At 62.0% G+C, this 17,902-nt stretch carries 16 protein-coding genes; 13 read left to right on the top strand and 3 right to left on the bottom strand.

Annotation, left to right across the window (positions count from 1 at the left end; genetic code table 11):
* Positions 1 to 69 precede the first annotated feature (69 nt).
* The 6 genes from Q7T10_RS16870 to Q7T10_RS16845 all read left to right on the top strand — a co-directional run bounded on the left by Q7T10_RS16870 (position 70) and on the right by Q7T10_RS16845 (position 3,958).
* On the top strand, positions 70 to 561 hold the full coding sequence (locus Q7T10_RS16870; protein ID WP_304750485.1) for an RcnB family protein: 492 nt from the start codon (positions 70 to 72) through the stop codon (positions 559 to 561).
* A 145-nt stretch (positions 562 to 706) separates the two neighbouring features.
* Positions 707 to 1,393 carry a PEP-CTERM sorting domain-containing protein gene (locus Q7T10_RS16865; protein WP_304750484.1) on the top strand — a complete coding sequence of 229 codons (687 nt, stop codon included), beginning with the start codon at positions 707 to 709 and terminating at the stop codon, positions 1,391 to 1,393.
* 65 nt (positions 1,394 to 1,458) lie between these two features.
* The gene (locus Q7T10_RS16860) at positions 1,459 to 2,061 is read left to right on the top strand and encodes a cyclopropane-fatty-acyl-phospholipid synthase family protein (RefSeq protein WP_304750482.1); all 603 of its coding nucleotides are present in this window, start codon (positions 1,459 to 1,461) and stop codon (positions 2,059 to 2,061) included.
* A 247-nt stretch (positions 2,062 to 2,308) separates the two neighbouring features.
* A complete protein-coding gene (gene lysM / locus Q7T10_RS16855; RefSeq protein WP_304750480.1) occupies positions 2,309 to 2,797 on the top strand; it encodes a peptidoglycan-binding protein LysM in 489 nt (162 codons plus the stop codon).
* Positions 2,798 to 2,852: 55 nt separating this feature from the next.
* Positions 2,853 to 3,107 carry a GlsB/YeaQ/YmgE family stress response membrane protein gene (locus Q7T10_RS16850; protein WP_304750478.1) on the top strand — a complete coding sequence of 85 codons (255 nt, stop codon included), beginning with the start codon at positions 2,853 to 2,855 and terminating at the stop codon, positions 3,105 to 3,107.
* 89 nt (positions 3,108 to 3,196) lie between these two features.
* Entirely contained in the window at positions 3,197 to 3,958 is a 762-nt protein-coding gene (locus tag Q7T10_RS16845) for a GGDEF domain-containing protein (protein WP_304750477.1), read from the top strand.
* 40 nt (positions 3,959 to 3,998) lie between these two features.
* Here Q7T10_RS16845 and argH read toward each other — a convergent pair whose 3' ends face one another.
* Entirely contained in the window at positions 3,999 to 5,450 is a 1,452-nt protein-coding gene (gene argH, locus Q7T10_RS16840; RefSeq protein ID WP_304750475.1) for an argininosuccinate lyase, read from the bottom strand.
* Between the two features lie 116 nt (positions 5,451 to 5,566).
* Here argH and Q7T10_RS16835 point away from each other — a divergent pair, with 116 nt between their 5' ends.
* Positions 5,567 to 6,604 (top strand): sensor histidine kinase, encoded by a 1,038-nt coding sequence (locus Q7T10_RS16835; protein WP_304750473.1) that lies wholly within the window; start codon positions 5,567 to 5,569, stop codon positions 6,602 to 6,604.
* Between the two features lie 31 nt (positions 6,605 to 6,635).
* A complete protein-coding gene (locus Q7T10_RS16830; protein ID WP_304750471.1) occupies positions 6,636 to 7,376 on the top strand; it encodes a LytTR family DNA-binding domain-containing protein in 741 nt (246 codons plus the stop codon).
* Between the two features lie 66 nt (positions 7,377 to 7,442).
* Here Q7T10_RS16830 and ppc read toward each other — a convergent pair whose 3' ends face one another.
* Complete coding sequence (gene ppc, locus Q7T10_RS16825; protein WP_304750469.1) at positions 7,443 to 10,277, bottom strand: phosphoenolpyruvate carboxylase; 2,835 nt, start codon at positions 10,275 to 10,277, stop codon at positions 7,443 to 7,445.
* Between the two features lie 60 nt (positions 10,278 to 10,337).
* Between ppc and hemC the strand changes: the two genes are divergently transcribed.
* From hemC to Q7T10_RS16800, 5 genes are read left to right on the top strand one after another with little or no spacing between them, the layout of a single operon-like run.
* The gene (hemC, locus tag Q7T10_RS16820; RefSeq protein WP_304750467.1) at positions 10,338 to 11,264 is read left to right on the top strand and encodes a hydroxymethylbilane synthase; all 927 of its coding nucleotides are present in this window, start codon (positions 10,338 to 10,340) and stop codon (positions 11,262 to 11,264) included.
* A gap of 4 nt (positions 11,265 to 11,268) precedes the next feature.
* A complete protein-coding gene (locus Q7T10_RS16815; RefSeq protein WP_304750466.1) occupies positions 11,269 to 12,069 on the top strand; it encodes a uroporphyrinogen-III synthase in 801 nt (266 codons plus the stop codon).
* Positions 12,066 to 13,127 carry a uroporphyrinogen-III C-methyltransferase gene (locus Q7T10_RS16810; protein ID WP_304750465.1) on the top strand — a complete coding sequence of 354 codons (1,062 nt, stop codon included), beginning with the start codon at positions 12,066 to 12,068 and terminating at the stop codon, positions 13,125 to 13,127. Before Q7T10_RS16815 ends, Q7T10_RS16810 begins: the two co-directional genes overlap by 4 nt.
* A gap of 2 nt (positions 13,128 to 13,129) precedes the next feature.
* Positions 13,130 to 14,407: a heme biosynthesis protein HemY gene (locus Q7T10_RS16805; RefSeq protein WP_304750463.1), complete on the top strand. Its 1,278-nt coding sequence runs from the start codon at positions 13,130 to 13,132 to the stop codon at positions 14,405 to 14,407.
* A 31-nt stretch (positions 14,408 to 14,438) separates the two neighbouring features.
* The gene (locus tag Q7T10_RS16800) at positions 14,439 to 15,515 is read left to right on the top strand and encodes a GGDEF domain-containing protein (protein WP_304750461.1); all 1,077 of its coding nucleotides are present in this window, start codon (positions 14,439 to 14,441) and stop codon (positions 15,513 to 15,515) included.
* 81 nt (positions 15,516 to 15,596) lie between these two features.
* On the opposite strand, the gene Q7T10_RS16795 is transcribed toward Q7T10_RS16800, so the two are convergent.
* Positions 15,597 to 17,902 (bottom strand): ribonuclease E/G (locus Q7T10_RS16795; protein WP_304750459.1); only part of this gene is annotated, 2,306 nt, incomplete at its 5' end.

Genomic DNA, 17,902 nt, shown 5'->3' with positions numbered 1-17,902 from the left:
ACAGACCTGCTCCCCACGGGGGTCCTAGAATGAATCACTGAGCGACGTTCGCTTCTTCTGGAGAACCACATGCAATCAAACTTCCTTCGATCCGGCCGTGTGCTTGCCTTGTCCATGGCCTGCGCCCTGAGCTGTGGGGCAGCGTTTGCCGAGAAGCCGGAGTGGGCGGGCAATGGCAACAAGCACGAGCAAAAGGAAAAAAAGCCAAAGGCCAAAGACGCCAAAAAAGCGCCTGAGATCAAGGTCGGGGCCTACTTTGGCGATCAACAACGCGTGGCGGCAAAGGACTACTACGCCCGGAAGTACTCTGCCAAGCGCTGCCCGCCGGGGCTGGCCAAGAAGAACAACGGTTGTATGCCGCCAGGGCAGGCGAAGAAGTGGGCCGTTGGCCAGCCTTTGCCGGCTGACCTTACCTATTACCCGGTTCCGCGAGCCGTGGTGGTGCAACTTGGCGCGCCGCCGGCAGGACACCGCTATGTACGTGTGGCCAATGACATCTTGCTGATCGCAATCGGCACCAGCATGGTCATTGATGCCATTGAGGACTTGATGAAGCAGTAGTGAGGGCGACCGTGAGATTCTTCACGGTATTCTGCATTTGAAACAATTTGTGACAAAACATCGCCGGGTGTGAAGTAGTTCCTCTGTGTCTTGAACTGATCTTTTTAGTATCAGGCATCAACAAACAGGGAATGGGCGCATCGTCATGAAATTTGTCAAAAACGCACTGCTGGCGTGCATCTCACTAGGGGCCCTGCTTCCACACCTCGCGACTGCCACGCCCGTCACGCTCACGACAGGCCACATGCAGTTTGCGAATCCCACGACGGTTCATATCGCCAACCAGACTCCCCTGGTAACGAATTTATGGGTCTATTCAGGCGCGATCGCGGCAACTGCGAGCGACACGGCCATGCCCTTCGAAGCATGGTGCATCGACATCTTTCAGCATGCTTACTTCAACTGGTCGAGCCAGGATTACGTCCGGGAATCCGCCACGGTGTATCCGGGCAGCGACAAGGCCAACTCACTGCTGAGGCTGGCGACCGAATCGTTGGGATTGGTGGTCGACAGCAGGACGTCGTCAGCATTCCAGTTGGCAGCTTGGGAAATTGTGAATGAGACGAGCTCGACCTTTGGCCTTTCAAGCGGCAACTTTACCGCGTGGGGCGCATCGGATGATTCCATCGCGTTGGCGAATACCTGGTTGAGCGGTCTTCCCGGTGCAGATACTCCGAACAAATACGCCATCTCGGTTCTTCACAGTGGGCGCTACCAGGACTTCGCGGTCTTCACGCCCGTGCCGGAACCGGCGACCATCGCGCTTCTTGGTCTTGGCCTTTTTGGCATTGCAGCATCACGCCGCAAGTCCGGCAAGCGAATTGACGGATAACCGCCCTGCGTGACCTGTTTGCTCCTCAAAATCTGGAGTTTTCGGGGATGTAGACTTTCCCGCTTATGACTGCGAACAAAAGCATCGACTTCTTCGACGCGCAATTTCGGCGTGAGTTGAAGGACGCCGCGGTGAAGCTCAATCCCTTTGAGTCAGTGGCGATTCCTTACCTGCGCGGCGACGTGCTTGATTTTGGCTGTGGTTTGGGAAACCTGGCAATTGCCGCCGCACAGGCAGGGTGCAAGGTTACGGCCCTGGATGCCAGCCCTGCCGCAATCGAACATGTCCGGCTGCGCGCTGCGGCTGAAGGCGCCGGCGTTTCGGCATCCGTTGCCGATTTGCGCGACTATGCGATATCGGGTGACTACGACAGCATCGTCTGTATCGGCCTGTTGATGTTTTTCGACTGCGCCACCGCGTTCAAGGTGCTGTCGCAGTTGCAATCGCACGTTCGTCCCGGGGGTGTGGCCGTCATCAATGTGCTCGTCGAAGGGACGACCTACATGGACATGTTTGAGCCTTCCAGTCATTGCCTCTTCGCACCATCCGAGATGCTGGACCGATTCAAAGGATGGCGCATTGAGCATTCGGAATTCAGTGATTTCGACGCACCCCAGGCCACCCTCAAGCGGTTTTCAACGATCGTCGCCCACAAGCCTGCCGTTTGACCCGAAGCTGCTGGCTTGGCGGCGTCGCTCATTTCTTCTTTCCCGGCCTGGCGACATTTCCCTGATTCATCAGGCAATGTGCGTTATCGAACAGACCCTGCCTGCATCTTGAATATAGACTGAATTTTTGATCTGTTGCGCCTGCATTCTGTTAGCCAATAGCCTGATTGGGCTGCAAGCGCAAGCGGCACAAAGAAGGCCGACAACCGGCATAGAAATCATCTCATTCAAACTGGAGTGCTGAAATATGAGTCTCATTTCCTTCATCAAAGAAGCAGGCGAAAAACTTTTCAACCTGGGCAAGCCGGATGCGATCGCCGCGGCAGCGCCTGCCGAGCTTGCCGCGCTCAACCAAAAGGCAGCCGATGCGATTCGGGCCTATATCCAGACCCAGAACCTGGATGTGCAAAATCTGGCAGTTTCCTATGACGGCGCATCAATGGCAGTCACTGTCTCCGGGACGGCAGCCGATCAGGCTACGCGCGAGAAGGTCGTCCTGTGCTGCGGCAACGTGAGTTCCGTTGAAAAAGTGAATGATCAATTGACCGTCAGTGCCGCTTCAGAAGAAGCGCGTTTCTACACAGTCAAAAGTGGCGACACACTGTCGAGAATCTCGAAGGAGATGTACGGTGATGCCAGTAAATACAGTGTGATCTTCGAGGCGAACAAGCCGATGTTGAAAGATCCGGATCGGATTTATCCGGGCCAGATGTTGCGCATTCCCCCGCTCGCCTAGTCGCCGGATTTCCCTCGTCGCTACGCGTCCGTACCCTTATCTCGGGAGACAAAGCATGTCACTTATCTGGGCGATTCTCATTGGTTTTTTTGTCGGCATCATCGCCAAATTCCTGACCCCTGGCAGGGATCCGAGCGGCTTTTTTGTGACCGCCATCATCGGTATTGTCGGGTCGCTGATTGCCACTTTTCTGGGTCGTGCGCTGGGCTGGTACGCGACCGGTGAAACCGCAGGTTTCCTGGGGGCACTGGTCGGATCAATCATCTTGCTGCTGGGCTATCGCATGCTCAAGCGTTCGTGGCATCCATGAACAACGATCCGAAAGCCAAATTGGTCGCTGGCACCAAGGCAGCAAAGCCCCTGAACCAGGTTCTCAAGGACAACGAGCAGGTCAAGGACATGCTTGAGGAATCGGCCGATGAACTGGGGTCGGTCAATCGTGTCCTCAACGAAGAGTTTGCGAATCAGGATCGACCGCCAGAGATGGAAAATGCCCTTGACAAGAGCGAGGCTGTCGAAATCAAAGTGCAGGAAGCGGCGGACAAGTTGTCAGTCGTGAATCAGGCACTGGAAGATGAAGTCAGCGAACGCCATCTGCTCGAACATGAACTGGCCACGAATCGGGAGCAGCAAGAAGAGGCTCTGCATATCGCCCTCCATGATTCGTTGACCGGCTTGCCGACTCGTGTACTGTTCAATGATCGGCTGGAACATGGATTGGTGCAAGCCACACGGCATGGCTGGACTTTGGCGGTGATGTTCATGGACCTCGACAACTTCAAGACCATCAATGATTCATATGGACACGACGTAGGCGACGCTGTCTTGCGTATCGTTGCAGACCGACTCAAGGAAAATACACGGGGCGACGACACGGTCAGCCGCCATGGCGGCGATGAATTCCTGTATCTGCTCACGGACATGACAAACGAGCAGGACGCCACGATCATTGCGGAGAAGATCATCAAAACGATTCAAGTGCCGTGTCAGGTCAGCATAGGTGAACTCATCATCAAGCCAAGCATTGGTATCTCGATATTTCCCAGAGATGGCACCACGGCAGAAGCTTTGACCAAAAGCGCCGATACGGCGATGTACCAGGCGAAACGGAGCAAGTCCGGATATGCCTTTGCGGGCGGCACCCCCACATCGTCGCTCTGAACCTATGGCGTTGGCGGGAAGGCGGCCGGCACCGAGCCCCTTACACCAGCCGCGCGCGATGCCTTTCAATCTGCGCCTGCACCTGTTTTGGCGCCGTGCCACCGAGGATGTCGCGGGCATTGAGTGAGCCGCGCAGGGACAACACCGCGTACACATCTTTCTCGATGTTCGGGTTGAACTGCTGCAACACCGCCAGCGGCAATTCCGACAAATCAACCTGGTGCGAGATGGCGGCTTTCACGGCGTGGGCCACCGTCTCGTGCGCATCGCGGAACGGCAGTCCTTTCTTCACCAGGTAGTCAGCCAGATCAGTGGCGGTGGCGTAGCCGCGCAGCGCGGCGCGTTCCATCGCTTCGGGCTTGACGGTGATGCCACCTTCCTTCTGATTGGTAGCGGGGTTGAGCTGGCCGCCCACCATCTCACAGAAGATGCGCAGCGTGTCTTTCAGGGTGTCCACGGTGTCAAACAAGGGCTCCTTGTCTTCCTGGTTGTCCTTGTTGTAGGCCAGCGGCTGGCCCTTCATCAGGGTGATCAGGCCCATCAGGTGGCCGACCACGCGCCCGGTCTTGCCGCGCGCCAATTCGGGCACATCGGGGTTCTTCTTCTGCGGCATGATGGAACTGCCGGTGGTGAAGCGGTCGGCAATCTGCACAAAGCCGAAGTTCTGGCTCATCCACAGAATCAGCTCTTCGCTGAAGCGGCTGATGTGCACCATGCACAAGGACGCGGCGGCGGTGAATTCGATGGCGAAGTCACGGTCGCTGACCGCGTCCAGGCTGTTCTGGCAGACGCAGGGGTGACCTTTGTCATCGACCATGCCCAGCGTTTTGGCCACGCGTTCGCGGTCCAGCGGGTAGCTGGTGCCGGCCAGCGCGGCGGCGCCCAGCGGCAGGCGGTTGGTCCGGCGGCGCACGTCGCTCATGCGCTCGGCGTCGCGGCTGAACATTTCCACGTAGGCCAGCATATGGTGGCCGAAGCTGATCGGCTGCGCCACCTGCAGGTGGGTGAAGCCGGGCAGAATGACTTCGACATTTTTCTCGGCCACTTCGACCAGCGCCTTTTGCAGGTCGGTGAGCAGGCCGCCAATCAGGTCAATTTCGCCACGCAGCCACAGTCGCACGTCGGTGGCGACCTGGTCGTTGCGGCTGCGCCCGGTATGCAGGCGCTTGCCCGCATCACCGACCAGCTGTGTCAACCGGGCTTCGATGTTGAGGTGCACGTCTTCGAGGTCGAGCTTCCATTCAAACTGGCCCGACTCGATTTCTGCTGAAATCGTGGCCATACCGCGTTGAATCGCGCTGTGATCCTCTGCGCTGATGATCTTCTGCGCCGCCAACATGTCGGCGTGGGCCAGAGAACCGGCGATGTCAGCCTGCCACAGTCGCTTGTCAAAAAACACGCTCGACGTGTAGCGCTTGACCAGATCGCTCATGGGCTCGGAGAATAGGGCGGACCAGGCTTCTGATTTTTTATCGAATTGGTTTTTTGACATGGCTAATACCGAGGTGGGCGCCGGCACGCTTGCCGCGCCGGGGGTGGGTGGTTAGGGTTGCAGCAACGGATCATCAATAATCGGGCCTGGAAATCCAGCATACGCCTCAATTCTCAATGAAAGACTCCCAAATTTTATCGGCCTTCCAGGAACTGGCTCCTGCGCCCGCTGCGCCGGGTCCGGCGCGGCGGCTGGTGTTTGATGCCTGCCATGTGGGTATGGTGTTGCGGGCTGTGCTGTTTGTCGAGGCTGTGGTGGGTATTGGTGCCATGTTTGGCGCGTCCACTTTCTTTGACTGGCTGACCCGCTTGTCCCTGCTGACCTGGGGCGCCTTGCCGGCGACGCTGGTGTGGCTGATCGCGGCGTGCAGTCTCAAGAAGGTGCTGGCGCGCCTGAGCGACACGGCCCAGCAGGTGGCCGGTGTGGCCCTGGGTGCCGTCTCGGGTGTCTATGGTTGCGGGATGCTGTCGCTGGTGGGCCTGCTGGACCCGGTGCCCTGGCTGGCAGGGGCCTTCAGTGGCGCCATGCTGTCAGCGGTGCTGGTGGCCGCGCTCGTATTGCGGGCCCGGGGGCAGACGCCCGCCGCCACGACGGCGCGCTTGAGCGAGCTGCAGGCGCGCATCCGCCCCCATTTTTTGTTCAATACGCTCAACAGTGCCATTGCGCTGGTGCGCGCCGAACCGGCGAAGGCCGAGGCGTTGCTGGAAGATTTGAGTGATTTGTTCCGCCATGCACTGATGGAGCAGGGCGAGTTCGTCACGCTGGCTGATGAAATTGCCCTGGCCCAGCGCTATCTGGCCATCGAACAGGTTCGCTTTGGCGATCGGCTGCAGGTGGAGTGGGCGCTGGACGCCGACGCCTCTGCAGCCAAATTGCCGCCTTTGTTGTTGCAGCCGCTGGTGGAAAACGCGGTGCAGCACGGCGTCGAACCCAGCGCCACCGGCGCGCACGTCAGGATATCAACGCAACGCCGTGGCTCCACGGTCGTCATCAAGGTCACCAACACCGTGCCGGCCGGTCAGGGCGAGCGGGGCGCCGGGCTGGCTCTGGACAACGTGCGCGACCGCCTGAGTCTGCTGCACGATGTGCAGGGCCAGTTCCAGAGCGCCCTCAAGGATGGGGTCTTTCAAGTCAGGATCCAGGTGCCCGCATGAGTACCCGAGCCATGTTCAAGGGAGGTGTCCCGTGCGTCTGAAGGTGCTGATCGTGGACGATGAGGCGCTGGCGCGCGCGCGCCTGCGCACGCTGCTGGGTGACTGCACTGCGCCGTCTGCCAGTGTCGAGGCCGAGGCGGCCAACGCGACGCAGGCCGTGGAGTGGCTGCAGCGAAACCCGGTGGACGTGGCGTTGATCGACATCCATATGCCCGGGGCGGATGGTTTGACGCTGGCCCGCAGCCTGCGCGCATTGCCGAATCCGCCCGCGGTGGTGTTTGTAACGGCCTACGCCGAACACGCGGTGCATGCCTTCGAGCTGGAAGCGGTGGACTATCTGACCAAGCCGGTACGCCTGGAGCGCCTGCAGGCGACGCTACAAAAAGTGGAGCGCCTGATGCAGTCTGGCAGAGGGCTGGAGCCTGATTTGCCTGAAGAGGTGTTGATCATTCAGGAGCGCGGGCGGACCGAGCGGGTGCCGCTGGCGCAGGTGCTGTACCTCAAGGCCGAGCTCAAGTACATCACGGTGCGCACCCTTGCCAAGAGCTACATCCTGGAGGGATCCCTGAGTGAGCTCGAGGAAAAGTACCAGACCCGGTTCATGCGCATTCACCGCAATGCCCTGATTGCCCGGCGCGCGGTGCGGGCGCTGGAAAAGTACAACGATCCGCAAGAAGGGGAGGGCTGGGCCGTGCGGCTTGACGGCATCAGTGAATTGCTTTTTGTCTCGCGCCGGCAACTGGCCGCGGTGCGGGAAGTGGTGGCGGGATAGGCCGGTCGCTATCAATGTAATAGCTGATTGCGCTTATCCCACGAGGGCTGCAGGCCAATAAGGCACTTAGCCTGTGTTCCGCAGTCCCGCCGCAATGCCGTTGATCGAGATGTGAATGCCGCGCTGCACACGTTCGTCGGTCTGGCCGGCCCGGTAGCGGCGCACCAGCTCCACCTGCAGATGATGCAGGGGGTCAATGTAGGGGAAGCGGTGGCGGATGGAGCGTTGCAGCGCCGCATTGTTGGCCAGTCGCTGTTTGTCGCCGGTGATCATGCCCAGGGCGCTGGCGGTGCGGTGCCATTCGGCCTCGATGGCAGTGAATATCTTCTTGCGCAGGCGTGCATCGACCACCAGTTCGGCATAGCGCGAAGCCAGCGCCAGATCGCTTTTGGCCATCACCATGTCCATGTTGGAGAGCAGCGTCTTGAAGAAAGGCCACTGCTTGTACATCTGTTGCAGCAGTGCCAGCCGCTCCTTGTGCGTGTGCGCGCCGTCCTGGCTCATGAACAGTTCCACCGCCGACCCAAAGCCGTACCAGCCGGGCAGCGTCAAACGGCACTGGCCCCAGCTGAAGCCCCAGGGAATGGCGCGCAGGTCCTCAATTTTTTGCGATGCCTTGCGCGAGGCCGGGCGTGAGCCGATGTTGAGTTCGGCAATTTCGCGGATGGGAGTGGAGTCAAAGAAATACTCGGTGAAGCCGGGGGTCTCGTACACCAGCTTGCGGTAGGCCGCCATGCTGCTTTCGGACAGCTCGGCGGCGGCCATCAAGAAGGGCTTGGTCGCCGACTTGGTCGGCTGCAGCAGCGTCGCTTCCAGTGTGGCGGCGACCAGCGTTTCCAGATTGCGCCGGCCGATCTCGGGGTTGGCGTATTTGGAGCCGATGACCTCACCCTGTTCGGTGAGGCGAATCTGTCCGCGCACGGTACCGGGGGGTTGCGCCAGGATGGCCTGGTAGCTGGGACCGCCGCCGCGGCCCACAGTGCCGCCCCGACCGTGGAACATCCTGAGCTGGATGGCGCGCGCGCCACGGGTGTCCTGGGCCAGCAGGTCAAACAGTTCCACCAGCGCAATCTCGGCGCGGTACAGCTCCCAGTTGCTGGTGAAGATGCCGCCGTCCTTGTTGCTGTCCGAGTAGCCCAGCATGATGTCCTGCTCGGCCCCGCTGCGTGTCACCAGCTCGCGCACGCCGGGCAGGGCGTAAAACTCGCGCATGATGGGCGCCGCATTGCGCAGGTCCTCGATGGTCTCGAACAAGGGCACCACGATCAGGTCGCAGACGGCATTGGCATCCAGCGTGCCCCGCATCAAGCCCACTTCCTTTTGCAGCAGCAGCACTTCAAGCAGATCGCTGACGGTTTCGGTGTGGCTGATGATGTAGTGGCGGATGGCCTGCGCACCAAATTGCCGGCGCAAGTCTTTGGCGCTCTCAAATATGGCGAGCTCACTCTGGGTGTGGGCCGAATAGGCCGCACTCACCACACGCAAGGGGCGGGCGTCGTTGAGGAGCTTCACCAGCAGGCTGCGTTTGGCCATTTCATCCAGCTGGTCATAGGCTGGCTCGATACGCGCCACGGCCAGCAGCTCCGCCACCACCGCTTCATGCTTGTCCGAGCTTTGGCGCAAGTCGACCGTGGCCAGATGGAAGCCAAATACGTCCACTGCGCGGATCAAGGGTTGCAGTCGCTGGGCCACCAAAGCCCCACCGTGGTTGGCCTTCAGTGAGGCCTCAATGGTGCGTAGCTCGGCTGCAAATTCCTGGGACAAGTGGTAGGCGTTTTGCGGCGCCACGGCATGGCGCGCGGCCTCGGTGCCGGTCAGCGTCTGCAGGGTTGCCGCCAGGCGGGCATACACGCCAGTCAGCGCCCGGCGGTAGGGCTCATCCATGCGGTGCACATTGCGGTCGGGCGAGCTTTCGGCCAGGGCCTGCATGTCGGGCGTGCAGTCGGTCAGCATGGCCGACACGGACAGCTCTCCACCCAGGTAGTGCACTTCGGTCAGGTAGTGGCGCAGCGCCACTTCGGCCTGCCGGCGCAGCGCGTATTCGAGCGTCTGGGCGCTGACGTTCGGGTTGCCATCGCGGTCGCCGCCAATCCACTGGCCCATGCGCAGAAAGTTGTGCACCGGTTGATGCCCCAGCAGTTGCTCGAGGTTGGCATAGAGCTTGGGGATTTCGCGCAGGAAGGTGGACTCGTAATAGCTCAGCGCGTTCTCGATCTCGTCAGCCACGGTGAGCTTGTTGAAGCGCAGCAGCCGGGTTTGCCACAGCTGCATGACGCGCGCGCGCATCTGGGATTCATTGGACGCCAGTTCCCGCGCGGTCAGCGCATCCTTCTTGTTGTCAAAAAAGGCGCCGCGCATCTTGATCTCGTCGCGTTCGGTCAGTAGGCGGGCAATGCCGCGCTCCGCATCCAGAATGCTTTTGCGCTGCACCTCGGTGGGGTGGGCGGTGAGCACCGGCGACACAAAGCTTTGCGCCAGCGTGTTGGAGATGGTCTTGGGCGCAATGCCGGCCCAGCGCAGCCGCGACAGGGCCACATCCAGGCTGCCCTCCTGGGTGTCTCCGGCGCGCTCGTGGATGGCGCGGCGGCGGATGTGGTGGCGGTCTTCGGCCAGGTTGGCCAGGTGCGAAAAATAGGTGAAGGCTCGGATCACGCTGACAGTCTGGTCGCCGCTCAGGCCCTTGAGCAACTTTTTCAGGGCCTTGTCGGCTTCATGGTCGGCGTCCCGGCGAAATGCGACCGACAGCGTGCGGATTTTTTCGATCAACTCAAACGCCGGCTGGCCTTCCTGTTCCCGGATCTCGTCGCCCAGCAAACGGCCCAGGAGCCGGATGTCCTCGACCAGCGGTCGTTCGTTGTCTTTTGCGCGCTTGGCAGGGGCTGGGGCGGATAGGTTCTTCATGGGGCCCATGCTAGCATTGACCACTCGCTATAGATTACAAATAGGTTACGACAAAACGCCATGGCTGCACACACATTCACCATCGCCACGCGCGAAAGCCGGCTTGCCCTGTGGCAGGCGGAACACGTCAAGGCGCTGCTCCAGGAACAGGGCCACACCGTCACCCTGCTGGGCATGACGACCAAGGGCGACCAGATCCTGGACCGCTCGCTCTCCAAGGTCGGTGGCAAGGGGCTGTTTGTCAAGGAACTGGAAGTGGCTCTGGAGGACGGGCACGCCGATCTGGCCGTGCATTCGCTCAAGGACGTGCCCATGGAGTTGCCGGATGGTTTCAGCCTGGCCTGCGTCATGCAGCGCGAAGACCCGCGCGATGCCTGGGTGTCGGGCCGCTATGCATCGCTAAACGATTTGCCGCAGGGTGCGGTAGTGGGCACTTCCAGTTTGCGGCGCATGGCCTTGTTGCGTGCCCTGCGCCCCGATCTGAAAATCGAGGCCCTGCGCGGCAATCTGGATACCCGGTTGAAGAAGCTCGACGATGGTTTGTACGACGGTATCGTGCTGGCCGCCGCAGGCCTGAAGCGTCTGGGCCTGGGCGAACGCATCCGGGCCGTCTTTGCGCCCGAGCAGATGCTGCCCGCCGCCGGACAGGGCGCTCTGGGCATCGAGGTGCGCACGGACCGCGGCGACGTGGCCGAGGCCCTGCAATTTCTGCTTCACATGCCCACCTGGCTGGCTGTCTCGGCCGAGCGCGCCGTCAGCCGGGTCATGGGGGGCAGCTGCTCCATGCCCTTGGCCGCCTACGCCACGCTGCAGGGCGATGAGCTGAGCATTCGCGCTACCTGGGGCGATCCCGAAGGCGTGTTGCCGCTGGTGCATGCCCAGGCCAGTGCCATCGCCAAGGACGGTGCTGCGGCCACCCAATTGGGTGAGCAGGTGGCCCGAGCGTTGCAGGCGAGTGTGCGGCTGCAGGCGGGGCAGGGGAGCTGAGGCCATGCGTGTCATCGTCACCCGCCCCACGAATGAGGCGCGGCAGTGGGTGGACGCGTTCTCCGAGGGTGGCTTTGATGCGGTCGCCTTGCCACTGATCGGTGTGCTGCCACCACCAGATCCGGCCGCCGTGGCGGCTGCCTGGGAGCGCTTGCACACGTTTGACGCGGTGATGTTTGTCAGCGGCAACGCGGTGGACCACTTCTTTGCACTCAAACCATCGCCAGCCCTCGAATTTGCTGCAGAAGGCGCTATCAAACCGAGAGCATTCGTGACCGGACCGGGTAGTCTTTCGGCCTTGAAACGGGCCCAGGTGGATGTCGGCTTGATTGATATGCCGGACCGTGACGCCGGCCAGTTTGACTCGGAGACCCTGTGGGCCGTGGTATCGCACCGGGTGCACGCGGGTTACCGGGTTTTGGTGGTGCGCGGAGCCGGCAGCACCGCACCGTCTGATCCCGGTGGCAACGGTGATGGCCGTGACTGGTTTGCGGACCAGGTGCGTGCTGCCGGTGGCATTGTGGAGTTTGTGGTGTCGTACCAGCGCAGGCCGCCCGTGCTGGTCGCCAGTGAGCTAGCCATGGTGCGGGATGCGGCTGCGGACGGCTCGGTGTGGCTGTTCAGCAGTTCCGAGGCGATTGGCAACCTGATGGCGGCCTGCCCTGACCAGCTGTGGACCCAGGCCAAGGCGGTGGTTACGCACCCCCGCATCGCGCAGGCCGCGCGCAATGCTGGTTTTTCTGTTGTTTGCGAGTCACGCCCCACGCTGGCGGCATTGATGGCATCGATAGAATCGATTGCATGAATACAGAGCCTAGCGTTACAGCGGCGACTGCGCCTCTGGAGGGGCTGCCGGTCGGTGCGCCGGTCCACGCATCCGAAGGCCATCGCGGCACGCAGTATCTGTGGGCTGTGGTTGGCATTGCACTGCTGGCCCTGGTGGTCAGTGGCTTGCTGTGGCAGAAGCTGGCATCCATCCAGGAGCAGTTGGCGCGCCAGAGTGCTGACGCCGGTGCGCAGGCCACCGAGGCCCGGGCCACCGCGCGGCAGGCCCAGGAGTTGGCCATGGAGACGGCAGCCAAGCTGGCCGTGACCGAGGCGCGACTCAGTGAAGTCTCGCTGCAGCGCAGCCAGCTGGAAGAGTTGATGCAAAGTCTGTCACGCTCACGTGACGAAAATCTGGTGGTGGATATTGAGTCCGCAGTGCGTTTGGCGCAGCAGCAGACCCAGCTGACAGGTAGCCTGGAGCCCCTGCTGGCTGCCCTCAAGAGTGCAGAAATGCGGGTCACGCGGGCGGCCCAGCCCCGGCTCACGCCCCTGCAACGCGCCATCGCGCGGGATGTGGCGCGCATCAAGGCGACGGCATTGGCCGATACGCCGGCGCTGTTGGTCAAGCTCGATGAACTGGTGCTGCTGGCGGACGAGTTGCCCATTGCCAACGCCATGCCAACGCCCCATGCCAATGAAGCCCTGAAACGCAAGCCCGAGGAGACGGTCGCCACCTGGTGGGTGCGCTTGGGACTGCTGGTGCGCGACGAAGTGCGCAGCCTGGTACGTGTCAGCCGGATTGAAGATCCCGACGCAGCCTTGCTGTCGCCGGAACAGTCTTTCTTTCTGCGCGAAAATCTGAAGCTCAAACTGCTCAATGCCCGCCTGGGACTGCTGTCGCGGCAGATTGACTCTGTGCGTTCGGACCTGGGCGCCGCCAGCGTTTCGCTGGGGCGCTATTTCGATGCGTCGTCCCGCAAGACCCAGACCGCCAGTGCGCTGTTGCTGCAGGTGCGGGGACAGCTGAAGGCCCTGGACCTGCCCCGGGTGGATGACACGCTGGCGGCACTGGCGACCGCCGCTGCGGGGCGCTGACCATGCGGCTTGCCCTGTGGCTGATGGCCCTGTTCGCGGTTGCGGTGGCCAGCGCCTTGTTTGCCGGGGACAACCATGGCACGGTCAGCCTGTTTTTGCCCCCCCACCGGGTGGACCTGTCGCTGAATCTCTTCCTGTTGTTGTTGGCGGGCAGTTTTTTGACGCTGCATCTGGCCATGCGCGCGCTCTCGGCATTGGTGAATATTCCACAGCAGGCGCGCCGTTGGCGCCTGCTGCAAAAGGAGCGCGCCATCCACACGGCACTGCTCGAATCGCTGTCGCACCTGGCGGCCGGCCGCTTTGTGCGGGCGCGCAAGGCCGCTGAATTGGTCATTTCCCTGGAAGAGTCGGTCCAACGCAGTGGCGAGCGTCTGGCCTATGGTGGGCGCCTGCGCACGCTGTCCCACCTGTTGGCCGCGGAAAGTGCACATGCTCTGCAAAACCGCGCGGTGCGGGACAGTCACTTTCAATTGGCGCTGGACGAGGCCGCCAGCCGGGACGCCCAGGAGGCGCGTGAGGGCGTTCAGTTGCGCGGCGCCCGCTGGGCCCTGGACGACCGGGACGCCATTGCCGCAACCCAATGGCTGGACCAGCTGCCCCAGGGCGCGGCGCGGCGAACCCTGGCATTGCGTCTGCGCTTTCGGGCGGCACGCCAATCGGGTCAATCCCAGAATGCCCTGGAGACGGCGCGCCTGTTGACCAAGCACCGGGCGTTCTCCGAATCAGCGGGCAAGAGCATTGCCCGTGGACTGGCGATTGAGTTGATCCGTGCGGCACACGATGCCGTGCAAATCCAGCGTGCCTGGGATGCACTGGACAGCGCGGAGCAGCAGATTCCCGAGGTAGCCTTCGAGGCCGCCGAACGTCTGCTCGCACATGGCGGCGCGGTCACCGTGTCGCGTCAATGGCTGTTGCCGGTGTGGGATGCAATGGTGCAGGGCCGCGATGCCCTGACATTGTCCCAACGCATTCGTCTGGCCCGCGTGCTCGAACGCGGATTCGGCGCGCCGGATGGAGCACCGGACAGTGGCTGGCTGGGCCGCATCGAATCGGCCCAGATGGGCAATCCACGGGATGCGGTGTTGCAGTATCTGGCTGGTGTCGTCTGCATGCGTCTGAGCCTGTGGGGCAAGGCGCAGCAATTGTTCAAGCAGTCTTTGGCGGTTCTCCAGGACTCGGAACTCACCCGCGACACGTGGTTGGCGCTGGCCCAGATGGCCGAGCAACGCCAGGATGTACAGGCCGCAACCCACGCCTATCGCGAGGCCGCAAAAAGGTGACGCAGGTGCGATTCGGGGCTATTATGCGGCCATGGCTACACTCACCGAACACATCATCAAGCTGACCGATCACCGGGACCGGGAGCTTCTGGAATTGACGCTTTGCAAGGCCTTGATTGACCTGTTGCGCATTGACCGGGTGGTTGTTGCGCGGGTCGTCAGTGAAGAGGGTATCAAGCGATGGCTGGAGGTGGCTTCGCTAGACGTGCGGGGCGGCGGCAAGGTGGTGGACCCGCTACGCGTGGAGTTTGAAACCCTGCGTGAATTGAATGACGAGAGAGACCGCTTGCGGTGTCTGCAAACCCGAAGTCTGGTTGAGTACGCCTGGGCCGGAGAAGAGGGCCCACGCATCAGCTACATCCCGCTGTATGCGGATTCTGCCCACGACGATGAAGGCGTCATTGAAGTGCATTCCGGCTCTCCGTTGGCCTTGGGGCAGCTTCAGGTTATTGATGACATGGTCCATGTGTTTCGCAACATGTACAGGTTGTTGGCCTACAGCGACCGGGACGCACTGACGGGCCTGCTCAATCGCAAGTCACTCGATGACACCTTCTACAGCGCCGTGCTGGAAGAAATGGACCATGGACTCGAAGGCGAAACCGCCGTGCTGGAAGCCAGTGTGCTGCCGGTTTCCGAGCGTCGCCACCGGGTGCCTCCCAATTACTGGCTGGGTACCGCCAGCGTTGACAATTTTGGTGTCATCAACGACAAGAGCGGCCATCTGATTGCAGAAGAAGTACTGCTGCTGGTCGCCAGGATCATGAACAATACCTTTCGCACCTATGACCGCATTTACCGGTTGGGTGGAGAGCAGTTTGCCGTGCTCATGCATTGCCCGGACGAAGCGCTGGTGCTGGCCGCATTTGAACGTTTTCGGGCCAATATGGAGAAATTCAATTTTCCGCAGGTGGGTCGCGTTACGGCGTGTGCGGGATTTACCCGTGTTACCGCCGAAGACTCACCCAGCACGACGCTCGAACGTGCTGAAAGGGCGGTGGACTATGCCCAGCGCAATGGACGCAACCAGGTCTATAGCCATGACGATCTGGTGCGCAAAGGACTCTTTGGCGATACCATCAAAGTGGGCGCGGTGGATTTGTTCTAACGGCCAGCCTGCAATGGAAAAAGGGGCCGATAGGCCCCTTCTTTTTGTCAGCCCCATCGTGTGGGGCTTTGGATGGTTCGATCAGGCAGCGGGCGGCTGCTCGAACGGCAATGTCATGTTGCGCAGGTCACGCTTGGTTTCCACCAGAACCAGTGGTCCCGTGTCAATGGACACCGGCGCTGGACGTTCGCGGGGTACGTGGATGGGCTTTGGCTCCGCAGCAATCGCCGCCTGTACGGCTTCGACCTTGGATGCATCCGAATTTACCCACTGCAGTCCAGAGCCTTGGGCCACGTCGATCAATGCATCGGTTGGCAGGCTGTAGGACGTTACCTTGGGCATGCGTTCCGCAGGCGCCGTCGGGACTGGTGCTTTGACAGCAGCAGCTACCTGTGGCGCGGCGGCAGTGACGCGATCCATCAAGGACGCGGCAACAACCGCTGCGGGCACGCTTGCCTCCTGCAAGTCGTTCGCTTGGGGCGCCACAGGCTGCGCAGGGATGCGCAAATCAGGCCGCTCCTCGCGCTCGCTACGCTCACCACGCGGTCCGCGTTCACGGCCATAGCGGTCACGTGAGCGCTTCTCACGGGGTTCGCCATTGTCGATTCCGGGTTCTTGCGCCGGGGCATTTCCGTCTTGCGAGGGCTGTGCTTCATCCGATGAAGCGCTTGGGGCGTTGGCGTTGTCCGCGAATCCCAGCTGGGCCTGCTGGCTGGCGTCGCCGGTTGGGCGCGTATTGTCGTCCTGGCGTGGCCCACGTCCGTTGCGTCCGCGTCCACCGCGCCCGCCACGGCCTTCACGGGGCTGGCCTTCATTGCGACCCTCGCCGTTGCCTTCGCCTGTGGGCGCTGCGTCTGCACTGCCTTGTGCACGTGGCTCGCCGCGTTCAGCGCCTTCGGTGCGTTCGGTGCGTTCGCCACCACGAGGCGGGCGGTTGCCACGATCACCACGGTCACCACGGTCATTGCGAGGGCCGCGGTCGGGACGCGGCTCCTGGCGATTGCCGTCCTGACCCGCTTGCGCCACCTCACCGGGCTGCAGGGAGGCGTCCATCGGCATGGGTTTGCCCTCGGCGTCAAAGCGCTCGCGCTGGGAACCACCTTGACGGTCTCCGCCGCCACGTCCACCCCGTCCACCACGGTTGCCACGTCCGTCACCACGGCCTTCGCCACGTGGTCCGCGGCCTTCGCCGCGAGGTCCTTCTGGGCGACCTTCGCCGGGCTTGCCGCCCGAACGGTTGCCATCCCGGTTGCGGCCATCACGGCCGTCGCGGCCCTCAGCCGGCTTGGGCGCGGGTGCTGTTACAGGCTTGGCGGGTGCAGCGGGCTCGCCGGCAAACAGGTTCTTGATCCAGCCAAAGAAGCCCTTTTCAGCGGCGACGGGTCGCTTGACTTCAGCGGGCGGTGGAGCGCGGTGTGCGGCTGCATGGGGTGCATGTGCCGGGGTTGGTGCAACAGGCCGTGGAGCAGCGATGGGGGCTGGAGCATCCGGCAGTACGCCCTTGATGATGGGCGTTTGCTTGTTGGTCGGCTCCTGCGAGCGGCGCGTCACGCTGGTCGGGTCTTCGATCTCATCGGCCATTTTGTAGCTGGCTTCGATGTTGTCCAGGCGTGGGTCGTCGTGCTTCAGACGCTCCAAGCGGTAGTTGGGCGTCTCCAGCGTCTTGTTGGGCACCAGCAGCACATTGATGCGCTGCTTGAGTTCAATCTTGGCGACTTCGGAGCGCTTTTCATTCAGCAGGAACGATGCGACGTCGACAGGCACCTGGCACAGCACGGAAGCCGTGCTGTCCTTCAGCGACTCTTCCTGGATGATGCGCAGGATTTGCAGCGCGCTGGATTCGGTGTCACGGATGTGTCCGGAACCACCGCAGCGTGGGCAGGGAATCGATGCACCTTCGGACAGGGCGGGGCGCAGGCGCTGGCGGCTCATTTCCATCAGGCCGAATTTGCTGATGGTGCCGAACTGCACACGGGCGCGGTCCTGGCGCAGCGCGTCGCGCAAGCGGTTTTCCACTTCGCGGCGGTTGCGGGACTCTTCCATGTCGATAAAGTCGATGACGATCAGTCCACCCAGGTCGCGCAAGCGCATCTGGCGGGCCACTTCGTCAGCGGCTTCCAGGTTGGTGCGGGTCGCGGTTTCTTCGATGTCGCCGCCCTTGATGGCGCGGGCCGAGTTGACGTCCACGGACACGAGTGCTTCGGTGTGGTCAATGACGATGGCGCCGCCGCTTGGGAGTTGCACCGTGCGGGCGTAGGCGGATTCGATCTGGTGTTCGATCTGGAAGCGGGAGAACAGCGGCGCGTCGTCGCGGTAGCGCTTGACGCGGTGTTCGTGCTCGGGCATGACGTGGGCCATGAACTGGCGCGCCTGTTCATAGACGTCGT

Origin of the sequence: Rhodoferax sp. (assembly GCF_030646845.1) — a bacterium.
GTDB lineage: Bacteria > Pseudomonadota > Gammaproteobacteria > Burkholderiales > Burkholderiaceae_C > Rhodoferax.
The sequence above is the reverse complement of the archived record's forward strand: the minus strand, read 5'-3'. Positions and strand labels throughout refer to the sequence as shown.

Coding starts and splice junctions, on each gene's coding strand:
- hemC (WP_304750467.1), top strand. CDS start 10,338: ATGGCTGCACACACATTCACCATCGCCACGCGCGAAAGCCGGCTTGCC.
- Q7T10_RS16860 (WP_304750482.1), top strand. CDS start 1,459: ATGACTGCGAACAAAAGCATCGACTTCTTCGACGCGCAATTTCGGCGT.
- ppc (WP_304750469.1), bottom strand. CDS start 10,277: ATGAAGAACCTATCCGCCCCAGCCCCTGCCAAGCGCGCAAAAGACAAC.
- Q7T10_RS16845 (WP_304750477.1), top strand. CDS start 3,197: ATGCTTGAGGAATCGGCCGATGAACTGGGGTCGGTCAATCGTGTCCTC.
- Q7T10_RS16810 (WP_304750465.1), top strand. CDS start 12,066: ATGAATACAGAGCCTAGCGTTACAGCGGCGACTGCGCCTCTGGAGGGG.
- argH (WP_304750475.1), bottom strand. CDS start 5,450: ATGTCAAAAAACCAATTCGATAAAAAATCAGAAGCCTGGTCCGCCCTA.
- Q7T10_RS16850 (WP_304750478.1), top strand. CDS start 2,853: ATGTCACTTATCTGGGCGATTCTCATTGGTTTTTTTGTCGGCATCATC.
- Q7T10_RS16835 (WP_304750473.1), top strand. CDS start 5,567: ATGAAAGACTCCCAAATTTTATCGGCCTTCCAGGAACTGGCTCCTGCG.
- Q7T10_RS16800 (WP_304750461.1), top strand. CDS start 14,439: ATGGCTACACTCACCGAACACATCATCAAGCTGACCGATCACCGGGAC.
- Q7T10_RS16865 (WP_304750484.1), top strand. CDS start 707: ATGAAATTTGTCAAAAACGCACTGCTGGCGTGCATCTCACTAGGGGCC.
- Q7T10_RS16815 (WP_304750466.1), top strand. CDS start 11,269: ATGCGTGTCATCGTCACCCGCCCCACGAATGAGGCGCGGCAGTGGGTG.
- Q7T10_RS16870 (WP_304750485.1), top strand. CDS start 70: ATGCAATCAAACTTCCTTCGATCCGGCCGTGTGCTTGCCTTGTCCATG.
- lysM (WP_304750480.1), top strand. CDS start 2,309: ATGAGTCTCATTTCCTTCATCAAAGAAGCAGGCGAAAAACTTTTCAAC.
- Q7T10_RS16805 (WP_304750463.1), top strand. CDS start 13,130: ATGCGGCTTGCCCTGTGGCTGATGGCCCTGTTCGCGGTTGCGGTGGCC.